Origin of the sequence: Rhizobium cerradonense, assembly GCF_030182455.1 — a bacterium.
Lineage (GTDB): Bacteria > Pseudomonadota > Alphaproteobacteria > Rhizobiales > Rhizobiaceae > Rhizobium.
In genome coordinates this window covers 1-22,224 of sequence record NZ_JAQJCK010000035.1, presented here as the reverse complement: position 1 = coordinate 22,224, position 22,224 = coordinate 1, and the positions used below count along the sequence as shown (strand labels likewise).

At 58.8% G+C, this 22,224-nt stretch carries 19 protein-coding genes and 1 tRNA gene; 2 read left to right on the top strand and 18 right to left on the bottom strand.

Annotated features, from left to right (window positions below; genetic code table 11):
• The 4 genes from PH547_RS32305 to rpsL form a co-directional block, all read right to left on the bottom strand.
• A partial coding sequence (locus PH547_RS32305) for an elongation factor Tu (RefSeq protein WP_285168197.1) occupies positions 1-817 on the bottom strand: 817 nt, incomplete at its 3' end.
• Positions 818-884: 67 nt separating this feature from the next.
• A complete protein-coding gene (gene fusA, locus PH547_RS32300; protein ID WP_104822783.1) occupies positions 885-2,984 on the bottom strand; it encodes an elongation factor G in 2,100 nt (699 codons plus the stop codon).
• A 30-nt stretch (positions 2,985-3,014) separates the two neighbouring features.
• A complete protein-coding gene (gene rpsG / locus PH547_RS32295; RefSeq protein WP_028755233.1) occupies positions 3,015-3,485 on the bottom strand; it encodes a 30S ribosomal protein S7 in 471 nt (156 codons plus the stop codon).
• Between the two features lie 77 nt (positions 3,486-3,562).
• Positions 3,563-3,934 carry a 30S ribosomal protein S12 gene (rpsL, locus tag PH547_RS32290; RefSeq protein ID WP_003507760.1) on the bottom strand — a complete coding sequence of 124 codons (372 nt, stop codon included), beginning with the start codon at positions 3,932-3,934 and terminating at the stop codon, positions 3,563-3,565.
• Between the two features lie 507 nt (positions 3,935-4,441).
• Here rpsL and PH547_RS32285 point away from each other — a divergent pair.
• A complete protein-coding gene (locus PH547_RS32285; RefSeq protein ID WP_104822782.1) occupies positions 4,442-4,735 on the top strand; it encodes a transcriptional regulator in 294 nt (97 codons plus the stop codon).
• 106 nt (positions 4,736-4,841) lie between these two features.
• Here the strand turns inward: PH547_RS32285 and rpoC are convergent, their stop codons facing one another.
• The 12 genes from rpoC to PH547_RS32225 all read right to left on the bottom strand — a co-directional run bounded on the left by rpoC (position 4,842) and on the right by PH547_RS32225 (position 20,311).
• Positions 4,842-9,053, bottom strand: a complete 4,212-nt coding sequence (gene rpoC, locus PH547_RS32280; RefSeq protein WP_104822781.1) for a DNA-directed RNA polymerase subunit beta' — start codon at positions 9,051-9,053, stop codon at positions 4,842-4,844.
• A gap of 190 nt (positions 9,054-9,243) precedes the next feature.
• A complete protein-coding gene (rpoB, locus tag PH547_RS32275; protein ID WP_104822780.1) occupies positions 9,244-13,386 on the bottom strand; it encodes a DNA-directed RNA polymerase subunit beta in 4,143 nt (1,380 codons plus the stop codon).
• A gap of 263 nt (positions 13,387-13,649) precedes the next feature.
• Positions 13,650-14,033, bottom strand: coding sequence for a 50S ribosomal protein L7/L12 (gene rplL / locus PH547_RS32270; protein WP_104822779.1), 384 nt, complete (start codon positions 14,031-14,033; stop codon positions 13,650-13,652).
• 58 nt (positions 14,034-14,091) lie between these two features.
• Positions 14,092-14,610: a 50S ribosomal protein L10 gene (gene rplJ, locus PH547_RS32265; protein ID WP_104822778.1), complete on the bottom strand. Its 519-nt coding sequence runs from the start codon at positions 14,608-14,610 to the stop codon at positions 14,092-14,094.
• 333 nt (positions 14,611-14,943) lie between these two features.
• Positions 14,944-15,642 carry a 50S ribosomal protein L1 gene (gene rplA, locus PH547_RS32260; protein ID WP_104822777.1) on the bottom strand — a complete coding sequence of 233 codons (699 nt, stop codon included), beginning with the start codon at positions 15,640-15,642 and terminating at the stop codon, positions 14,944-14,946.
• 4 nt (positions 15,643-15,646) lie between these two features.
• Positions 15,647-16,078 (bottom strand): 50S ribosomal protein L11, encoded by a 432-nt coding sequence (gene rplK / locus PH547_RS32255; RefSeq protein WP_104822776.1) that lies wholly within the window; start codon positions 16,076-16,078, stop codon positions 15,647-15,649.
• Between the two features lie 178 nt (positions 16,079-16,256).
• The gene (gene nusG, locus PH547_RS32250) at positions 16,257-16,787 is read right to left on the bottom strand and encodes a transcription termination/antitermination protein NusG (RefSeq protein ID WP_028755226.1); all 531 of its coding nucleotides are present in this window, start codon (positions 16,785-16,787) and stop codon (positions 16,257-16,259) included.
• A gap of 18 nt (positions 16,788-16,805) precedes the next feature.
• A complete protein-coding gene (gene secE, locus PH547_RS32245) occupies positions 16,806-17,006 on the bottom strand; it encodes a preprotein translocase subunit SecE (protein ID WP_028755225.1) in 201 nt (66 codons plus the stop codon).
• A 197-nt stretch (positions 17,007-17,203) separates the two neighbouring features.
• Positions 17,204-17,279, bottom strand: a tRNA-Trp gene (locus tag PH547_RS32240).
• Between the two features lie 214 nt (positions 17,280-17,493).
• Positions 17,494-18,351 (bottom strand): 3-deoxy-manno-octulosonate cytidylyltransferase, encoded by an 858-nt coding sequence (locus tag PH547_RS32235; protein ID WP_199773568.1) that lies wholly within the window; start codon positions 18,349-18,351, stop codon positions 17,494-17,496.
• Between the two features lie 44 nt (positions 18,352-18,395).
• Positions 18,396-19,082, bottom strand: a complete 687-nt coding sequence (locus tag PH547_RS32230) for a glycosyltransferase family protein (RefSeq protein WP_104822775.1) — start codon at positions 19,080-19,082, stop codon at positions 18,396-18,398.
• Between the two features lie 335 nt (positions 19,083-19,417).
• A complete protein-coding gene (locus tag PH547_RS32225) occupies positions 19,418-20,311 on the bottom strand; it encodes an NAD-dependent epimerase/dehydratase family protein (protein ID WP_104822774.1) in 894 nt (297 codons plus the stop codon).
• A 144-nt stretch (positions 20,312-20,455) separates the two neighbouring features.
• Between PH547_RS32225 and PH547_RS32220 the strand changes: the two genes are divergently transcribed.
• Positions 20,456-20,959, top strand: a complete 504-nt coding sequence (locus PH547_RS32220) for a GrpB family protein (RefSeq protein ID WP_104822773.1) — start codon at positions 20,456-20,458, stop codon at positions 20,957-20,959.
• Positions 20,960-20,990: 31 nt separating this feature from the next.
• Here the strand turns inward: PH547_RS32220 and PH547_RS32215 are convergent, their stop codons facing one another.
• Together PH547_RS32215 and PH547_RS32210 are read right to left on the bottom strand one after the other, a co-directional pair.
• Positions 20,991-21,509, bottom strand: a complete 519-nt coding sequence (locus PH547_RS32215; RefSeq protein WP_104822772.1) for a P-loop nucleotide/nucleoside kinase family protein — start codon at positions 21,507-21,509, stop codon at positions 20,991-20,993.
• A gap of 77 nt (positions 21,510-21,586) precedes the next feature.
• On the bottom strand, positions 21,587-22,224 hold a 638-nt coding region (locus PH547_RS32210), incomplete at its 5' end, for an EF-Tu C-terminal domain-related protein (RefSeq protein ID WP_285167069.1).

The window sequence follows — 22,224 nt, the reverse complement described above, 5'->3', positions numbered from 1 at the left end:
CGATGTTGTCGCCGGCCTGGCCCTGGTCGAGCAGCTTGCGGAACATTTCAACGCCGGTAACCGTCGTCTTCGACGTCGGACGAATGCCGACGATTTCGACTTCTTCACCAACCTTGACGATACCACGCTCGACGCGGCCCGTCACAACCGTACCACGGCCGGAGATCGAGAACACGTCTTCGATCGGCATCAGGAACGGCTGGTCGATCGGACGCTCTGGCGTCGGGATGTAGGCGTCAACCTGGGCCATCAGCTCGCGGATCGCGTTTTCGCCGATTTCCTTGTTGCTGTCTTCCAGGGCAGCAAGCGCCGAACCCTTGACAACCGGAATGTCGTCGCCCGGGAAGTCGTAGGACGACAGCAGTTCACGAACTTCAAGCTCGACGAGCTCCAGAAGCTCGGCGTCGTCAACCTGGTCGACCTTGTTCAGGAACACTACGATCGCCGGAACGCCAACCTGGCGGGCGAGCAGGATGTGCTCGCGCGTCTGCGGCATCGGGCCGTCGGCAGCCGAGCAAACCAGGATCGCGCCGTCCATCTGCGCAGCACCCGTGATCATGTTCTTCACATAGTCAGCGTGGCCGGGGCAGTCGACGTGCGCATAGTGACGAGCAGCCGTTTCATATTCAACGTGTGCCGTCGAGATCGTGATACCACGCGCCTTTTCTTCCGGTGCCGCGTCGATCTGGTCATACGCCTTGAACTCACCGAAGAACTTCGTGATCGCTGCCGTCAGAGACGTCTTGCCGTGGTCAACGTGGCCGATCGTGCCGATGTTAACGTGCGGCTTATTGCGCTCAAACTTACTCTTTGCCATTTTCGGCTCTCCGTTTTTCCTGTCCCCGAGGGGATCAATTCTTGTTATCGGTCAATTGGTATTCCGGTCACTTCTGACCGGAATACTTTGCCTGGATTTCCTGTGCGACGTTCGACGGGACCGGCGAATAATGATCGAAGGTCATGGTGTACTGCGCACGGCCCTGAGACATCGAGCGCAGGTTGTCGACGTACTTGAACATGTTTGCCAGCGGGACGTTCGCGTTGATGACAACGGCGATACCGCGGCTTTCCTGACCCTGGATCTGGCCACGACGCGAGTTCAGGTCGCCGATGACGTCGCCGACGTAATCTTCCGGCGTCACGACTTCGACCTTCATCATCGGCTCGAGGAGCTGGGCGCCAGCTTCGCGAGCTGCTTCACGGAAGCAGGCACGTGCAGCGATTTCGAAGGCTAGAACCGACGAGTCGACGTCGTGGAAGGCACCGTCGATGAGCGTCGCCTTGACGCCGAGCATCGGGAAGCCAGCCAGCGGACCCGAAGACAGGACGCTTTCGATGCCCTTCTGGACGCCCGGGATGTATTCCTTCGGAACAGCACCACCGACGATCTTGGACTCGAACTTGAAATCGTCGCCTTCCGGGTTCGGTTCGAACACGATCTTCACGCGAGCGAACTGACCGGTACCACCCGACTGCTTCTTGTGGGTGTAGTCTTTTTCGGTCTGACGCGTGATGGTTTCGCGGTAAGCAACCTGCGGCGCGCCGACGGTGGCTTCAACCTTGAATTCACGACGCATGCGGTCGACGATGATGTCGAGGTGAAGTTCACCCATGCCGGCAATGATCGTCTGGCCCGATTCCTGGTCGGTCTTCACACGGAAGGACGGATCTTCGGCAGCCAGGCGGTTGAGCGCGAGGCCCATCTTTTCCTGGTCGCCCTTGGTCTTCGGCTCGATCGCGATCTGGATGACGGGCTCCGGGAATTCCATGCGCTCGAGGATAACCGGCTTCAGCGGATCGCAGAGCGTATCGCCAGTGGTGGTTTCCTTGAGGCCGGCCAGAGCAACGATATCGCCAGCGAAGGCTTCTTCGATGTCTTCACGCGAGTTGGAGTGCATCTGCAGCATGCGGCCGACGCGCTCGCGCTTATCCTTGACCGTGTTCATGACCGACGCGCCCTTTTCGAGCTTGCCGGAGTAGATGCGGGCGAAGGTCAGCGAACCGACGAAGGGGTCGTTCATGATCTTGAACGCCAGCATGGACAGCGGCTCAGCGTCGTCAGCATGACGGTGGATTTCAGCTTCCGTCTTGACATCAATGCCCTTGATCGCCGGAATGTCGATCGGAGACGGCAGGTAATCGACGACGGCGTCGAGCAACGGCTGAACGCCCTTGTTCTTGAAGGCGGTGCCGCAGAACATCGGATGGAACTTGACGTCGATCGTGCCGCGACGGACGAGCGCACGGATCTGGTCGTTGTCCGGCAGATTGCCTTCGAGGTAGGCTTCGGTCGCAGCTTCGTCGATCTCGACAACCGTCTCGATCAGCTTTTCGCGATATTCTTCAGCCTTGGCCTTCATGTCTTCCGGGATTTCGACAACGTCCCACTGTGCGCCGAGCGACTCGTCGCGCCAGATGAGGGCGTTCATCTCGATCAGGTCGATAACGCCCTTGAAGTCGCTTTCAGCGCCGATCGGGAGCTGCATGACGACAGCGGTCGCGCCGAGGCGGGACTTGATCATCTCGACCGAGCGATAGAAGTCAGCACCGGTCTTGTCCATCTTGTTGCAGAAGATCATGCGCGGAACATGATACTTCTCAGCCTGACGCCAGACGGTTTCCGTCTGCGGCTCAACACCTGCGTTAGCGTCGAGCAGCGCGATGGCGCCGTCGAGAACGCGCAGCGAACGCTCGACTTCGATGGTGAAGTCGACGTGGCCAGGGGTGTCGATGATGTTGAAGCGGCGCATCTTGCCGTCACGGCCCTTCCAGAAGGTCGTGGTGGCAGCAGAGGTGATCGTGATGCCACGCTCCTGCTCCTGCTCCATCCAGTCCATGGTGGCTGCGCCGTCGTGAACTTCGCCGATCTTGTGCGACTTGCCGGTGTAGTAAAGAATACGCTCGGTGGTCGTGGTCTTGCCGGCGTCGATGTGCGCCATGATACCGAAATTGCGGTAGTCTTCGATTTTATATTCGCGAGCCATAGTGGACTGCCTTTCGGAAACCGTTCGGGATTACCAGCGATAATGCGAGAACGCACGGTTGGCATCAGCCATCTTGTGCGTGTCTTCGCGCTTCTTGACGGCAGAGCCGCGGTTATTGGAGGCATCAAGAAGTTCGCCGCAGAGACGGTCGACCATGGTGGTTTCGTTGCGCTTACGGGCAGCAGCGATCAGCCAGCGAATGGCAAGAGCCTGACGACGCTCGGGACGAACATCGACCGGAACCTGATACGTAGCACCACCAACGCGGCGCGAACGGACTTCAACGTGCGGAGCGATGTTATCCAAAGCCTGATGGAACACGCCGAGCGGCTCCTGCTTTGCCTTGCCCTGCACGGCGTCGAATGCGCCGTATACGATGTTTTCAGCTACGGACTTCTTGCCGTCCAGCATGATGGCATTCATGAACTTCGTGACGACCAGATCTCCGAACTTCGGGTCCGGATTGATCTCGCGCTTTTCTGCTCTGTGACGTCGGGACATACTTCTCGTCTCTCAACTGTTAGCGGCGCTTTACAACGCGGAGAACCTCGCGCAGCGCCGGATTATCTGAAACCGAATTACTTCGGACGCTTTGCACCGTACTTGGAACGGCGCTGCTTGCGGTTCTTGACACCCTGGGTATCGAGAACGCCGCGGATGATGTGGTAGCGAACACCCGGAAGGTCCTTCACGCGGCCGCCACGGATCATGACGACAGAGTGCTCCTGAAGGTTGTGACCTTCACCCGGGATGTAACCAATGACTTCGAAGCCGTTGGTCAGGCGGATCTTTGCGACCTTACGCAGAGCCGAGTTCGGCTTCTTCGGCGTCGTCGTGTAGACGCGGGTGCAAACACCACGCTTCTGCGGGTTCTCCTGAAGAGCGGGAACCTTATTACGCTTTACCTGCGCCTGGCGAGGCTTGCGGATTAGCTGGTTTACGGTAGGCATTCAACCATCCCTTGTAAATCTGTCTCGACACCCTTGCGGGCTTAACTCTCGCCGTCTCCGGCAACGACACACGTTCGCCTCAATGCGCAAAACGTGGCCCGATCCGCTTTCGCAGATGGACCACAAAAAAGCAGAGGACGCATTAAATTGCGTCTTGCGTGCAGCATTCGTGTCTTCAACGTGCGTTTAGAACCTTGTTTGAGGTGAACTCCAGAGCGCGTCGCTCCGAACAGCCATGCCTCACATGGGTCCTGATGGCGGCGGTACTACTGGTTTCCCGCAGGTTCGTCAAGGCCGGTTAAGAATTATCTTTGTCACAAACCCTGAAAAGACGGGCCAAACCAGCCATTTGACGCCTCAGATGACGAAATGGCATCGCTTCCGCAAGATGGACTTGGGTATTTCGTTAAAATCCCTATAAGGAATCACAGAAAGACAATTTCACCGGACGGCAAAGAGCAACTCAGAGAATCGCTCGGCCGAATCGATACCACCGAAGGAAGACTTATGATCACTGCGCCAGACAACGACAACAATTTCGACGGCCCCATGGTCTTCATCATCATCGGCAAGGGATATGAAACCGACGGCGGCGAAGGTGTCGATCTGCATGTCATGCTGAAGGCGCCGGATGACGACACCGCCGTGCGCGAAGCGCTGAACGCCCTTGCGGAGGAAGGCTTCATCGAGGCTGATCTCGATCAGATCGGCATGCTGACCGACGTGCCGGATGAGGAGCCTCATGCCTCGGCCTATCAGGGAGCACTGGAAGGGGAAGTGGCGATCATCCGCTTCCGCTAGACGGGACCCTGCTGTCCCGCCCTCGCCGGCTCTTCACAACATAGATGCAAAAAGAAACCGCCCGGATCGCTCCGGGCGGTTTTGATTTTGTTCGAACTCCAGCCGCTTATTCAGCGGCCGGGGCGTTCTCGTTGGCCATGTCCTGCAGCATCGGCGTGGCGACGGCGGCACCCGTGCCCTTGCGGCGCTCTTCCAGGATCAGCTCGTCGCGAGCCGTCGCGATGCGGCGGATCTGCGTCATGGTGCCACCGGTACCGGCCGGGATGAGACGGCCGACGATGACGTTTTCCTTCAGGCCCTGCAGACCATCGGTCTTGCCAGCGATCGCAGCTTCCGTCAGCACCTTCGTCGTTTCCTGGAAGGATGCGGCGGAGATGAAGGACGGCGTCTGCAGCGACGCCTTGGTGATGCCGAGCAGAACCGGATCGCCGTAAGCGGGCTTCTTGCCTTCTTCGATCAGGCGGTCGTTGGCGTCTTCCAGTTCGATACGGTCGACATTGTCGCCGACGATGTACTGGCTGTCGCCTGCGTCGGTGATTTCCACCTTCTGCAGCATCTGACGGACAATCACTTCGATGTGCTTGTCGTTAATGACAACGCCCTGGAGGCGGTAGACTTCCTGGATTTCGTTGACGAGGTAGGAAGCCAGAGCCTCCACGCCCTTGATCGCCAGGATATCGTGCGGAGCCGGGTTACCGTCGAGGATGTAGTCACCCTTTTCGATATAGTCGCCTTCCTGAAGGTGGAAGGGCTTGCCCTTCGGGATCAGGTATTCGACCGGCTCGACACCGTCTTCTGCCGGCTCGATGATGACACGACGCTTGTTCTTGTAGTCGCGGCCGAGGCGGATCGTACCATCGATCTCTGCGATGATGGCGTGGTCCTTCGGACGACGGGCTTCGAACAGTTCGGCAACGCGCGGCAGACCACCGGTGATGTCCTTGGTCTTGGCGCTTTCCAGCGGCGAACGAGCAAGAACGTCGCCCTGCGACACCTTCGTGCCCGGCTCGACGGACAGGATCGCGTCAACCGAGAGCAGGAAGCGGGCTTCACCGCCACGCGACAGCTTGGCGACATTGCCGCTGGCGTCCTTGACGACGATCGCCGGCTTCAGATCCGAACCGCGCGGTGTCGAACGCCAGTCGATAACCTGACGCTTGGTGATGCCGGTCGACTCGTCGGTCGCTTCGAGAACCGAGAGGCCGTCGACGACATCTTCGAAGTGAACCGTACCGGCCACTTCCGTCATCATCGGACGGGTATACGGATCCCATTCTGCGAGACGCTGACCGCGCTTCACCTTGTCGCCGTCGTCGACATAGAGCTTGGAGCCGTAGGCAACGCGCTGCGAAGAGCGTTCAACGCCGCGTTCATCCAAGATCTGAACCGTCATGTTGCGGCCCATGGCAACCAGGTTGCCTTCGGAGTTGCGCAGCATGTTGCGGTTCTTGATCTGAACCGTGCCTTCATACGAGGCTTCCAGGAACGACTGGTCGACCACGGTAGCCGTGCCGCCCAAGTGGAAGGTACGCATGGTGAGCTGCGTGCCCGGCTCACCGATCGACTGAGCGGCGATAACGCCGACAGCTTCACCGATGTTGACCGGCGTACCGCGAGCAAGGTCGCGGCCGTAGCAGACAGAGCAGACCCCCGTCTGGATTTCGCAGGTCAGCGCCGAACGGATGCGGATCGACTGGATACCAGCCTTTTCGATCTCGATGACATCCGGCTCGAGGATCATCTTGCCGGCGTCGACGATGCGCTCACCCGTGACCGGATGATCGATATCATCCAGCGCCGTACGGCCGAGGATGCGGGCGCCGAGCGAGGCAACGACCTGACCGGCATCGACGATGGCAGTCATGGTGAGGCCAGTTTCGGTGCCGCAATCGACGTGCGTCACGATGCAATCCTGCGCGACGTCGACGAGACGGCGGGTCAGGTAGCCGGAGTTCGCGGTCTTCAAGGCGGTGTCTGCCAGACCCTTACGGGCACCGTGCGTCGAGTTGAAGTACTCGTTAACGGTCAGGCCTTCCTTGAAGTTCGAGATGATCGGCGTCTCGATGATTTCGCCCGACGGCTTGGCCATGAGGCCGCGCATGCCGCCCAACTGGCGCATCTGGTTCGGAGAACCGCGGGCGCCCGAATGGCTCATCATGTAGATCGAGTTCATCGGCTTCTGACGACCGGTCTTCTCATCGAATTCGACGGCCTTAATGCGGGCCATCATTTCTTCGGCGACCTTTTCCGTGGCCTTGCCCCAGGCGTCGACGACCTTGTTGTACTTTTCGCCCTGGGTGATCAGACCGTCATTGTACTGCTGCTCGTATTCCTTCACGAGCGCTTCGGTATCGCCGACGATCTTCGCCTTGGTGTTCGGGATGACCATGTCGTCCTTGCCGAACGAAATGCCAGCGCGGCAGGCATGGGCAAAGCCGAGCTGCATGATGCGGTCGCAGAAAATGACCGTGTCCTTCTGGCCGCAGTGACGGTAGACCGTGTCGATCATCTTGGAGATGTTCTTCTTGGTCATTTCCTGGTTGCAGATGTCGAAGGTCACCTTGCCGTGCTTCGGCAGCAGTTCGCCGATCAGCAGGCGGCCAGGGGTCGTTTCATAGATCTTCGAATAGGGCTTACCCTCTTCGTCGATCGACTTGAAGCGGCCGCGGATCTTGGAGTGCAGCGTCACGACCTTGTTTTCCAGGGCGTGATGCAGCTCGCCGAGATCGGAGAAGGCCATGCCTTCGCCCGGCTCGTTCTGGTTCAGGATCGAGAGATAATAGAGACCGAGAACCATGTCCTGCGACGGAACGATGATCGGCGCGCCGTTTGCCGGATGAAGGATGTTGTTGGTCGACATCATCAGCACGCGGGCTTCGAGCTGGGCTTCGAGAGACAGCGGCACGTGAACGGCCATCTGGTCACCGTCGAAGTCGGCGTTGAAGGCCGTGCAGACGAGCGGGTGCAACTGGATCGCCTTGCCTTCAACCAGCATGGGTTCGAAGGCCTGGATGCCCAGGCGGTGCAGCGTCGGCGCGCGGTTCAGGAGAACCGGATGCTCGCGGATGACCTCGTCGAGGATATCCCAAACTTCCGGCTTTTCCTTTTCAACCAGCTTCTTGGCCTGCTTGACGGTCGAGGAATAACCCTTCGCGTCGAGACGGGCGTAGATGAACGGCTTGAACAGTTCGAGCGCCATCTTCTTCGGCAGGCCGCACTGATGCAGCTTCAGCTCCGGACCGGTCACGATGACCGAACGGCCGGAATAGTCGACGCGCTTGCCGAGGAGGTTCTGACGGAAGCGGCCCTGCTTGCCCTTCAGCATGTCGGACAGCGACTTCAGCGGACGCTTGTTGGCGCCGGTGATGACGCGACCGCGACGGCCGTTGTCGAACAGCGCATCGACAGATTCCTGCAGCATGCGCTTTTCGTTGCGGATGATGATGCCCGGAGCGCGCAGTTCGATCAGGCGCTTCAGACGATTGTTACGGTTGATGACGCGGCGGTACAGATCGTTCAGATCCGACGTTGCGAAACGGCCGCCGTCGAGCGGCACCAGCGGACGCAGATCCGGCGGGATGACCGGGACGACCTTCATGATCATCCATTCCGGACGGTTGCCGGATTCCATGAAGTTCTCGACGATCTTCAGGCGCTTCATCAGCTTCTTCTGCTTGAGATCCGACGTGGTGTCGGCAAGCTCAGAGCGCAGGTCGCCGGCGATCTTTTCGAGATTCATGCTGGCCAGCATCTCGTAGATCGCTTCAGCGCCGATCATGGCGGTGAACTGGTCTTCGCCATATTCGTCGACGGCGAGCATGTACTCTTCTTCCGTCAGGAGCTGATGCTCCTTGAGCGCGGTCAGGCCCGGCTCGGTGACGATGTAGTTTTCGAAATAGAGAACGCGCTCGACATCCTTCAGCGTCATGTCGAGCAGCGTGGAAATGCGGCTCGGCAGCGACTTCAGGAACCAGATGTGGGCAACGGGAGCGGCGAGCTCGATATGGCCCATGCGCTCACGGCGAACGCGCGACAGCGTTACTTCGACGCCGCACTTTTCGCAGATGATGCCCTTGTACTTCATGCGCTTGTACTTGCCGCACAGGCACTCGTAATCCTTGATCGGCCCAAAGATTCGCGCGCAGAAGAGACCATCGCGTTCCGGCTTGAACGTACGATAGTTGATCGTCTCCGGCTTCTTGATCTCACCATAAGACCAGGAAAGAATCTTCTCCGGCGATGCGATCGAAATCCGGATGGAATCGAAATTCTGTGCAGGCACCTGCGGATTGAAAAGATTCATGACCTCTTGGTTCATGCCTGTCTCCTTTAGGGGCGAAACGCCCTCGAATTGCAATCAGTGCCGGCAAATTCCCGGGAACCGGACTGACGCCTTAAAACGACAATAACCGCAGAATGCGGCGAAATCGTCCCTGCCTAGCGCCACACGAATTCGGGCGCCGGCGGGAACGGTGCGCGCTGACGGACAGCGCGCACCCTATCGGCTATTACTCGGCTGCGTCCGGAAGCTGGCCCGCTGCCTGCAGATCGTCGACCTTGGAGTTTTCCAATTCGACGCTGAGGCCCAGCGACCGCATTTCCTTGACGAGAACGTTGAAGCTCTCCGGAATGCCCGCTTCGAAGGTGTCGTCGCCACGGACGATGGCTTCGTAGACCTTGGTGCGGCCGGCCACGTCGTCCGACTTGACCGTGAGCATTTCCTGCAGCGTGTAGGCTGCACCGTAAGCTTCGAGCGCCCAGACTTCCATTTCGCCGAAGCGCTGACCGCCGAACTGCGCCTTACCGCCCAGCGGCTGCTGGGTGACGAGCGAGTACGGGCCGATCGAGCGGGCGTGGATCTTGTCGTCGACCAAGTGGTTCAGCTTCAGCATGTAGATGTAGCCAACCGTGACCTGGCGGTCGAACTGTTCGCCGGTACGACCGTCATAGAGCGTCGACTGACCGGTCTGCTTCAGACCTGCCATTGCGAGCATCTCGTTGACATCGACTTCGCCGGCGCCGTCGAAGACCGGGGTCGCGATGGACACGCCACGCTTCCACTGATCAGCCAGACGCAGAACCGACGCGTCGTCATACTCGTGAACGTCGTCGCTCTTCGGACCGTCGCCGACGACCATGTCGATCGTCTGGCGCAGAGGCTCGATGTTGCCGCTTGCCTTATAGGCTTCGATCAGCTCGCCGATCTGACGACCCATGCCGGCGCACGCCCAGCCGAGGTGCGTCTCAAGGATCTGACCGACGTTCATGCGCGACGGCACGCCGAGCGGATTGAGCACGATGTCGACATGCGTGCCGTCTTCGAGGAACGGCATGTCTTCGACCGGCACGATACGCGATACGACACCCTTGTTGCCATGACGGCCGGCCATCTTGTCGCCCGGCTGAATCTTGCGCTTCACAGCGACGAAGACCTTGACCATCTTCATGACGCCCGGAGGCATTTCATCGCCGCGCTGGACCTTCTCGACCTTGTCCATGAAGCGCTGTTCGAGGCGCGACTTGGATTCGTCGTACTGGCCACGCAGAGCTTCGAGCTCGCCCTGAACCTTTTCGTCCTCGACGGCGAACATCCACCACTGCGAGCGCGGATATTCGGAGACGACGGCGTTGGACAGTTCCGTGCCCTTCTTGAAGCTCTTCGGACCGGCAAGCGCTACCTGGCCACGGAGCATTTCGATCAGGCGGCCGTAGACGTTACGGTCGAGGATCGCCTGCTCGTCGTCGCGGTCCTTCGCGAGACGTTCGATCTCTTCGCGCTCGATCGCCATGGCGCGTTCGTCCTTCTCAACGCCGTGGCGGTTGAAGACGCGAACTTCGACGACCGTACCGTAGGTGCCGGGCGGCATGCGCATGGAGGTGTCGCGAACGTCGGACGCCTTTTCACCGAAGATGGCGCGCAGAAGCTTTTCTTCCGGCGTCATCGGGCTTTCGCCCTTCGGTGTGATCTTGCCGACGAGGATATCGCCCGGCTGAACTTCAGCGCCGATGTAAACGATGCCGGCTTCGTCCAGGTTCTTCAGCGCTTCTTCCGAAACGTTCGGAATATCGCGGGTGATTTCTTCCGGACCGAGCTTGGTGTCGCGCGCCATCACTTCGAATTCTTCGATGTGAATGGAGGTGAACACGTCGTCGGCAACGATACGCTCGGAGAGCAGGATCGAGTCTTCGTAGTTGTAGCCGTTCCACGGCATGAACGCGACGAGCACGTTACGGCCGAGCGCCAGATCGCCGAGGTCGGTCGACGGACCGTCGGCCAGGATGTCGCCCTTGTTGACCACGTCACCAACGGTGACCAGCGGACGCTGGTTGACGCAGGTGTTCTGGTTCGAACGCTGGAACTTCATCAGGCGGTAGATATCGACGCCGGACTTCGACGGATCGAGGTCTTCGGTAGCGCGGATAACGATACGCGTTGCGTCGACCTGGTCGACCACGCCGCCGCGGCGGGCACCGATAGCAGCGCCTGAGTCACGGGCGACAACCGGCTCCATGCCGGTGCCGACGAACGGGGCTTCGGCGCGCAGAAGCGGCACGGCCTGACGCTGCATGTTCGAGCCCATGAGAGCGCGGTTGGCGTCGTCGTTTTCCAAGAACGGGATCAAAGCGGCAGCGACCGAAACAAGCTGCTTCGGCGAGACGTCCATCAGGTTGATGTTGTCGCGCGGAGCGAGCATAACTTCGCCAGCATGACGGCAAACGACGAATTCCTCGATGAAGGAGCCGTCGGCGTCGAGTTCGGCGTTGGCCTGAGCAACGTAGTACTTCGCCTCTTCCATGGCGGAAAGGTAGAGCACGTCGTTGGTCACCTTACCGTCGATGATGCGGCGGTAGGGGCTTTCGATGAAGCCGTACTTGTTGACGCGGGCAAAGGTTGCCAGCGAGTTGATGAGACCGATGTTCGGACCTTCCGGCGTTTCGATCGGGCAAATACGACCGTAGTGGGTCGGATGCACGTCGCGGACTTCGAAGCCGGCGCGCTCGCGGGTCAGACCGCCCGGGCCAAGAGCCGAAAGACGGCGCTTGTGGGTGATTTCCGAGAGCGGGTTCACCTGGTCCATGAACTGCGAGAGCTGCGAGGAGCCGAAGAATTCGCGAACGGCAGCAGCGGCCGGCTTCGCGTTGATCAGGTCCTGCGGCATGACCGTGTCGATTTCGATCGAGGACATGCGTTCCTTGATCGCGCGCTCCATGCGCAGCAGGCCGAGACGGTACTGGTTTTCCATCAGCTCGCCGACCGAGCGAACGCGGCGGTTGCCGAGGTTGTCGATGTCGTCGATTTCGCCCTTGCCGTCGCGCAGTTCGACCAGCATCTTGACCACGGCCAGGATGTCGTCCTTGCGCAGGATACGAACGGTGTCTTCGACGTCAAGGTCGAGACGCATATTCATCTTCACGCGGCCGACGGCGGAGAGATCGTAGCGCTCCGCATCGAAGAACAGCGAGTTGAACATGGCTTCGGCCGATTCCATGGTCGGCGGTTCACCCGGACGCATGACGCGGTAGATGTCGAACAGAGCGTCCTGACGGTTCTCGTTCTTGTCGGCGGACAGCGTGTTGCGGATGTAGGCGCCGACATTGATATGGTCGATGCCGAGAACCGGGATTTCGTCGAAACCGGCCTTGAGGATGATCGGCAGTGTCTTCTCGTCGATTTCGTCACCGGCTTCGAGATAGATCTCACCGGTCTGGAAGTTGACGATGTCCTCCGCCAGGAAGAGGCCGTACAGCTCTTCGTCGGTGGCCTTCAAAGCCTTGAGGCCCTTTTCCTGCAACTGGCGCAGCAGGCGCGGGGTCAGCTTCTTGCCGCCTTCGACAACGACTTCGCCGGTATCGGCATCGATCATGTCGGAAACGGTCTTGGCGCCCTTCAGCGTTTCCGCCTTGAACGGAATACGCCAGCCCTGGCCGTCGCGCTGGTAGAGCGACTTGGTGTAGAACGTCGACAGGATTTCTTCGCCGTCCATGCCGAGCGCCATCAGAAGCGACGTCACCGGAATCTTGCGGCGGCGGTCGATACGGGCGTACACGATGTCCTTGGCGTCGAATTCGATGTCGAGCCAGGAGCCGCGATACGGAATGACGCGAGCAGCGAAGAGCAGCTTGCCGGAGGAGTGGCTCTTGCCCTTGTCGTGGTCGAAGAAGACGCCCGGCGAACGGTGCATCTGGGACACGATAACGCGTTCGGTGCCGTTCACGATGAAGGTACCGTTGTTCGTCATGAGCGGCATGTCGCCCATGTAAACGCTCTGTTCCTTGATGTCCTTGATGGACTTCGCGCCGGTGTCCTCATCGATATCGAACACGATCAGACGGAGAGTGACCTTCAGCGGCGCGGCATAGGTCAGGTCGCGCTGGCGGCACTCGTCGACGTCGAACTTCGGCGGTTCGAACTCATAGGACACGAACTCCAGCATGGAAGCGCCGGAGAAATCGGTGATCGGGAAAACCGACTTGAAAACGGCCTGGAGACCCTCGTCAGGGCGGCCGCCCTTGGGCTCTTCGACCATGAGGAACTGATCGTAGGACGCCTTCTGAACCTCGATGAGGTTCGGCATCTCTGCGACTTCGGGAATCTTACCAAAAAACTTGCGTACGCGCCTGCGACCGTTGAACGAAAGGGTCTGAGCCATCGTCGCTCCTTTAAAATCCTGCACCCGGGCCTGCAACGGATGGGAACCGCTGGCCAGGCGATCCCATCAATCAATGAGTAGTTCAATCTCGTCTAACTGACCGAAAACCGCTCGGCACGGATTGCGTCGCGGTTCAGTCTCAGACCATCCTCTTGAAGAACCCATTACCCAAAAGCCGTTTTAGCCGCGGCTTTTGGGTAATTTGTTCAGAAAAACGGCAAATGGGAGGCGGCAAAATGCCACCTCCCAAAGCAGTTTCAAGCTTACTTGACGTCGGCCTTTGCGCCAGCGTCTTCGAGCTTCTTCTTGATGTCAGCGGCTTCAGCCTTGGAAACGCCTTCCTTGACAGCCTTCGGAGCAGCCTCGACGAGGTCCTTGGCTTCCTTGAGGCCGAGACCGGTGATGGCGCGGACTTCCTTGATGACGTTGATCTTGTTCGCGCCGGCATCCGCGAGGATGACGTCGAACTCGGTCTTTTCTTCTTCAACAGCAGCAGCAGCGCCACCAGCACCACCGGCAACGGCAGCAACAGCTACCGGAGCAGCGGCGGAAACGCCCCACTTTTCTTCGAGAAGCTTGGACAGTTCTGCGGCTTCGAGAACGGTCAGCGAGGAGAGGTCTTCAACGATCTTTGCGAGATCAGCCATTTTTGTAGTTCCTTTTGTTCGGTTCGAACTGGTTGATTATGAACAGCGAAAAACCGCCTTACGCGGCTTCGTCCTTCTTGGCGTAGGCCGAGAACACGCGAGCAAGCTGGCTTGCCGGTGCTGCAACCACACCTGCGATGCGGGTAGCCGGCGTCTGGATCATGCCCAGCAGCTTCGCACGCAGCTCGTCCAGCGAAGGCAGGGTCGCGAGCGACTTAACACCTTCGGGGTTGAGCGTGGTTGTTCCCATGGCGCCGCCCAGAACAACGATCTTATCGTTGGTCTTGGCGAAATCCACGACGACCTTCGGAGCGGTAATCGGATCAGTGCTGTATGCGATCAGCGTCTGACCGGTGAAGAGATTGGAAATCCCTTCCGCATCCGTGCCCTGAAGAGCAATCTTGGCCAGGCGGTTCTTCGCGACTTTGACGGTGCCGCCAGCAGCGCGCATCTTGGAACGAAAATCGTTCATCTGTGCGACTGTGGCACCAGCATAGTGGGCCACGACAACCGAGCCCGAAGCCTTGAAGACTTCGTTCAGTTCCGTGACGAATTCGCGTTTTTCCGCTCTTTCCACTGCTTTTCTCCAGTTGACAGGACCGCGATAAACGGACCTGCCGGGTTGCCTTTTGCCTCCTGGGATCAGCTAAGAGATCCCAAGCGACGCTTGAGGATCCTGTCCCCTCGCGCTCGAGCCCTAAGGCTCCAAGGCACAAGGCATCCAAGGCTCGAACCGAGTTTATCGAAGCAGAACTTCTTCAAAATTCGGGTCTTACCCGTCTCATGCAGGCAAAGTGATTAAGGTCTCAACCACCTGCAATCTCGGACAGGAATTCCGGATTTCTCCGGATATCCCGGCCCCGAAGGGCCAAGAATTCTTAAATGCCGGGCAGCAGGCCCGACAGAACCATTAGGCGCTCGGCGCCGTAACCGTCGACGGCTCGATCTTGACGCCCGGACCCATGGTCGAAGAGATGGCTACGCGCTTGACGTAGTTGCCCTTTGCACCGGCCGGCTTCGCCTTGATAACGGCGTCAGCGAAGGCACGGATGTTTTCTTCCAGAGCCTTGGCATCGAAGGAGGCCTTGCCGATACCGGCATGGACGATACCAGCCTTCTCGACGCGGAACTCGACTGCGCCGCCCTTGGAGGCTTCGACAGCACCCTTGACGTCCATGGTGACGGTGCCGACCTTCGGGTTCGGCATCATGCCGCGCGGGCCGAGAACCTTACCGAGACGGCCGACGAGCGGCATCATGTCCGGGGTAGCGATGCAACGATCGAAGTCGATCTTGCCGCCCTGAACGATTTCAACCAGGTCTTCCGCGCCAACGACGTCAGCACCGGCAGCCTTGGCTTCGTCAGCCTTGGCGCCACGAGCGAAAACGGCAACGCGAACCGTACGGCCGGTGCCGTTCGGCAGGTTGACGACGCCGCGGACCATCTGGTCAGCGTGACGCGGGTCAACGCCGAGGTTCATGGCGATTTCGACGGTTTCGTCGAACTTGGCGACGGCCCGCTCCTTGACCATGCCGATAGCCTGGGTCAGAGCATAGAGCTTGGTGGGATCAACGCCTTCGCGGATCTTCTGAATACGCTTTGCAACCATGGTCTTAACCTACCACTTCCAGGCCCATGGCGCGGGCGGAGCCCTCGATCATGGCCATTGCGCCTTCGATATCGGCGGCGTTCAGATCCTTCATCTTGGCTTCGGCAATCGACTTGACCTGAGCCTTGGTGAGCGTGCCAGCCTTGGCACCCTTGCCCGGGGTCTTCGAGCCGGACTGGATCTTCGCTTCCTTCTTGAGGAAGTAGCTGACCGGCGGCTGCTTCATTGCGAAGGTGAAGGACTTGTCCTGGTAGTAGGTGATGACGACCGGGATCGGCATACCCTTTTCCATTTCCTGCGTGGCGGCATTGAACGCCTTGCAGAATTCCATGATGTTAATGCCACGCTGACCAAGCGCAGGACCGATCGGCGGCGACGGATTCGCCGAGCCGGCCTTAACCTGCAGCTTGAGCTGGCCTGCAACTTTCTTAGCCATTTCTCTCTGCCTTTCTACACGACCGGTTGCCCAGTCTACTATGCCAGATCGCTCCGGCGGCTGCGGTTGCGTGGTGCGGATCAAAAGGTCCGGCTAAGACCCCTGCCCTTCCACGCGGATTGCGGCATGGCCGCGAGATGCAAGCAAACACTTGCTTGCATCCAAACTCAAACGAAGATCAGACCTTCTCGACCTGACTGTATTCCAGCTCGACCGGCGTAGCGCGGCCGAAGATCGACACTTCCACCTTCAGGCGCGAACGCTCCTCGTCCACATCCTGAACCGTGCCGTTGAACGATGCGAACGGGCCGTCGGAAACGCGGACCTGCTCACCAATCTCGAAGGATACAGAAGCCTTCGGCCGCTCGACACCTTCCTGGACCTGACCGAGAATGCGCTCGGCTTCATAATCCGGAATCGGAACGGGCTTATTGTCGGAGCCGAGAAAGCCAGTGACCTTCGGCGTATTCTTGATCAGGTGATAGGCTTCATCCGTCAGATTGGCGCGCACCAGCACGTAACCCGGGAAGAACTTGCGCTCGCTGTCAACCTTACGGCCGCGGCGCACTTCAACCACCTTCTCGGTCGGCACAAGGATCTTCTCGAACAGATGATCGAGACCCTTCTGCTTGGCCTTCTCCTCGATGGATTCAGCCACCTTCTTTTCGAAATTAGAATAAGCGTGGACGATGTACCAACGTGCCGCCATGTTCATCTCCACCCGATATCAATTGCCGGTATTCAGCACGTAGCCGAGAATCCAGCCTATGAGCTGGTCAGCAGCAAAGAAAAACAACGAAGCGAAAATGACCATGACAAGCACCATCACCGTCGAGATCATCGTCTCGCGGCGGGACGGCCAAGTGATTTTCGACGTCTCGGAGCGGACCTGCTGCAGAAACGCAAGTGGATTCGTTTTGGATGCCATTGACTGCCCACGCAATTACGGCGCGTAAAGCTGAACATATCAGCCCCACGCACCGCGTGTCTGTTGAACCCTACATAAACATCGATTCCCAATTTAACAAGAGGGAATTCGGTGCCTTCGAAAATTTGCCTGCCATTCCGGCATAATCCCTAACCCAAGAAGCAGCGAAACCGACGCGCCAGTCAAATCAAGGAAAATGGCAGGGGCAGCAGGGCTCGAACCTACGACCTGCGGTTTTGGAGACCGCCGCTCTACCAACTGAGCTATACCCCTTTATGCTTCGATCATCCGCGCCGTGCGGTTGCCTGCCAGCGCCTTCCGAAAACATGGCGCTCCTTTAAGACGGGACGAAACGATTGGCAAGTGCGTTTTTTGTTTTTTCCCAAGAGAGTCCGCAGCTTCGAGCGCCCCGGGCAATTGACGAGACCGCCGACCACAGGGATTGCGGGCTTCGCAGCGCCTCCCGAATGCATCGCGCCGGCGCTTCTCAGCCTTCCTTCGGCTCCCCCGGCGTTCCCTTGGGCTTCCGTTTGAGGAATTTCGGTTTGAGACGACGCAGGAAATTGTCTGTCGAGCGAATCACATTGGTCAAGGAGATCAGCTTGTCCACTTCGGCGTCAGCATTGCCGAGCCGCTCGGAGAGTACCTCTGCCGCAGCCAGCGCGATTTCGGCCGGGGGAACCTCAGAGAAGCGCTCGGCGAGCCTGATGTAGGGATTTAGCGATACCCCGCCATGGATGGTGATCTTCCCCAAGCGGGCGAAGAGGCGCAGGAAAGTCTGCTCGAAGGTCCAGTCGTGAACCGACACCACCCTCCATTTTTCGCTGCGCTTGGCCGAGAAGCCGGCAAGCACGATGGCGCCGGGCAATTTCAAGTCGCTCAGCCAAAGCGCCATGGCAAAGCCGCTGGTCGGCGTCTTGGCCTCCGTGTAGAAATCGCCGCAGAAGCCGACGAGATCGAGATGGCCGGTCGGCGCGCCCTGGAAATCGGCGGCCGGATTCAGTTTTTCCTCGGGCCCGAGGCGGATGTTCATGATCCCGAGGAAATAGTCCTTCGGGAAGAACTTGACGACATCGCCCACCTCGCCCCGATAGACGATGTTGGCGCCGCGCGGCTGTCCGCGCGAAATCAGTAGCGAATGGCCGTGGAACGGACGATCCAGGACCTTGTAGACCTTATTGAAGAAGATGAAGAGCGCTGTGGACGGAAACTGCGCCTGAAGGCTGGCGATATCGACCGCATCGCTGTTTGCGACAAGAACGATATGGGAGAAGGCCGCCAGTATGGACCGCCATTCTTCGGCGGTCGTCAAACCTGCGGCGGCCCCTGCAGCCGGAAAGCCAATCTTGCCGGTTCCTGTTTCGGAAGTCACGCTCTGATCCAGCCCCGTCACTTCTGCTGGACGTGCAGCATGCGATCACGCATGGCGAACCATTCCTCGGCGTAGTCGTCGTTGCGATATTCGTCGAAATACGGGCCGCCATCGGTGAAATGCACGAGTTGCGCATCCGGCCGGTAGTCATATTCATTGACGAGGTAATTCCAGGTCACGGGGATCTCCCCGATCTGATCGTCGCTCTCCAGCCACTTAAACTGGTGAAGCTGCAGGCCCGTGGCGGTATTGACGTAATCCTTCGTCAATGCCCGGCATTTGGCATTGTTGAAGAGGATCATGCTCGACCAATTCTTCTTTTCATATTTGGTCTGGGTCTGGCCGAGGAATTTCGTCTCGATCTTCGGCTGGTAGTCGTGCTTGACGCACATTGCGGCATAACGGTCGTCGCGCAGCTTCCAGAGCTCGGCAATATCGGCGCGGGCGAGCATGTCGCAATCCATGAAGATGCTCCAGCCCTCGTAATCGCTGAGGTAGGGAACCAGAAAGCGGGAGAAGGAAAATTCGGTCGATTGCAGCGGATTGCGCTCGCGCGTGAAAACGCCGTCGAGATTGCTGAGAACGATCGGCGAAAACACCACCGGGATCGAAGAGCGCTCGATTATGCTTTGTGCGAGAACGTGATAGGCGACGACTTCCTTGGAATCGAAGCCGACAAAAATACGTGCAACACCGTCGTTCATAGTCCCTCCGAAGCGGCTGACCCTCAAGAGATCAGCCGGTTGAATAGCTTTCTATTGCAACGCAAATTACGCTGCCGAACATCCCGCCGGCTCGTAGGCGATATGATGCTCATTCCAAAATGAATCCCGACTGTATCGTGGAAAGCGACTGCAATTTCCATGATACGCCTCGCGAAACGCAAGCCTACTTACTTCAACCCAGATATTTGTCGAGTGTTTGCGGAAGCATTTTTGGTTTTCTTCCGTAACAAATGGAGAGGCATCCCTGCTCTTGGCAGGGTTTCGGCCGGGCGTCGCGACGGCGCCCAGCTTTCAGTTCTTTTGGCAGCGCAGCCTCAAACCTTCACATAACGGCGCCAGTTATGCTCTTCCTTGAAGCCCAGGACTTCGCGAATCTTCCGGTTGGAGAGCAGGCCTTCATACTCGCCGATCTCGCGGGTGAAGGGCACGTTCGGGTAGTATTTGGCGGCAAGTTCCCGGGACGGCGTGTTGGCCGATACCGTGTCGTTGGCCGCGTTGAAGACCTGAAAACCGAGACCGCCTTTTTCGATGCAGAGATGGACGATCTGGCCGAGATCGCGGGCATCGATATAGCTCCAGGCTATGCGCTTACGGATGTCGGTGTCAGCGAAATATTCCGGGAAGCGCTCATATTCGTAAGGCTCGATGACGTTGCCGATGCGCAGCGCATAGACGTCGATGCCGAAACGCTCGGCGAAGGCGCGCGCCGTCTTCTCGTTCAGGACCTTGGAGAGGCCGTAGGAATCCATGGGATTGACATCGTAATCTTCCTCCAGCGGAAACTGATGAAAATCGCGATGGCCCTCGGCAAAGCAAACGCCATAAGTCGTTTCGCTGGAGGCGACAATGATCTTCTTGACGCCGAGCTTTGCCGCCGCTTCGATGACATTGTAGGTGCTCATCGTATTGATGCGGAAGGTCTCGTTATCAGGCTTGATCAGGATGCGCGGAATGGCAGCGAAATGCACGACGGCGTCGTAAGGCTGCACGCCCTTCCCCTGATCGAGATCCGGGAAATCCCGATGCATGGTCAGCACGTTGTAGACTTGTCCCGCATCAGTGACATCGGCCACCAAATTGGTGACGCCGGGGCTGTCCAGCGGCACCAGATCGACATTGTGGACCTCATAGCCGGCATTGATCAGCCAGGGAACGGTATGACGCCCGGCCTTGCCGCTGCCACCCGTGAACAATATGCGCTTTTTCATGCAATCTCCTCCTGGTAAAATCGAGCGATAGATAGACCCTTTCCTCAGTTCCGCAAGGCGGTCGACAGGGACGGATTGCCTCAGTCGGTCACAAATGAATGATCTGCTGGAGACAGGGGCGTCAAAGAAAGGTTGAAGAGCGCCATGCCGATCAGGCTCGTTGACTACGATCCGGGCTGGCCCACTCTCTTCCTGCGCCGCCGTACGGCCATCGCCGCCTTCTTGTGCCGTCCCGCCGATATCCATCATATAGGCAGTACATCCATCCTCGGGCTCTGTGCCAAGCCTAAGCTCGATATCGACGCAGTGCTGACGACGGCTGATGACAGGCTCTTCGCGACCGAACGCTTGATGGAGGCCGGTTATACCTTCCATGGCGATCCGTATGGCGCGGACAGATGGATATTCACCAAAGACGAAACACCTTACGGAACTCGTCTTTATCTATGCCTCCTCGACAATCCCGCTCACCGCGACCGCATCCTCTTTCGCGACTATCTTCGTGCCCATCCAGAAGCGGCCAGGGATTATGCAGCATTGAAGCGACGACTGGTCATCGAAGCGAACGGCAATTGGGATCACTATACCGGCGGCAAAAGCGATTTCGTTGCCGATGTCCTGCGCTGCGCCCTAGCCGAGCGGAGCTAAGTCACCAGCCGGGGACTGTCGATGGATTGCTTCACCTCGACTGCTCTCGCAAATGCTCCAGCACATGCGCAACGCATTGATCGAGCGAAAGCTCGCTGGTATCGAAGATCTCGCAACCGTGCTGAACGGCCTCCCCGCGCAGATAGGCCGCCCAATCCATCATATTTTGATCCGCGAGCTCCGGCTGGCGTCTTCCGACCGTCAAGCGCCGCGCCCTCGTTGTGTCGTTGCAATCGACCAACAGCAGCCTGTAGCTATCGACATTTGCCGCCGCGGCCGCTTCAGCGATGAAGGAAATCCGCATCTGCCCTTCGAACAGGACCGACTTTCCACTCTGCGCAACTTTTGCAAGACGCGCCATCCATTCGATGGTCTTGTCCCGCTGCCAGGCCTCCGGCGAACCGTGATCCCTGATCATCGTATCCACCGTCGGCACGCCGATGCTATCGAACCGATAGATCGCGAACTCGTCCGGACATCTCTCGGCGATGGCGTCGGCGATTGCCGTTTTTCCAGAGCCGGATGCGCCTGTCAGAATGATCAGATCCACTCAGTCTCCTCCATGCCGAAATGCGAAAGGCCCCGCTGTTTCCAGCGGGGCCTTCGTAACCACGAATAATCCGGGGATTACTCGACGATGGAGGCGACGATGCCGGCGCCGACGGTGCGGCCGCCTTCGCGGATAGCGAAGCGCAGCTTTTCTTCCATCGCGATCGGAACGATCAGCTCAACGGCAACCGTGACGTTGTCGCCTGGCATAACCATTTCCGTGCCTTCCGGAAGCGTCACGATGCCCGTCACGTCCGTCGTGCGGAAGTAGAACTGCGGACGGTAGTTCGTGAAGAACGGCGTATGACGGCCACCCTCTTCCTTCGTCAGGATGTAGGCTTCGGCCATGAACTTCTTGTGCGGCTTCACAGAACCCGGCTTGCACAGGATCTGGCCACGCTCGACGCCGTCACGGTTCACACCGCGGACCAGCGCGCCGATGTTGTCGCCGGCCTGGCCCTGGTCGAGCAGCTTGCGGAACATTTCAACGCCGGTAACCGTCGTCTTCGACGTCGGACGAATGCCGACGATTTCGACTTCTTCACCAACCTTGACGATACCACGCTCGACGCGGCCCGTCACAACCGTACCACGGCCGGAGATCGAGAACACGTCTTCGATCGGCATCAGGAACGGCTGGTCGATCGGACGCTCTGGCGTCGGGATGTAGGCGTCAACCTGGGCCATCAGCTCGCGGATCGCGTTTTCGCCGATTT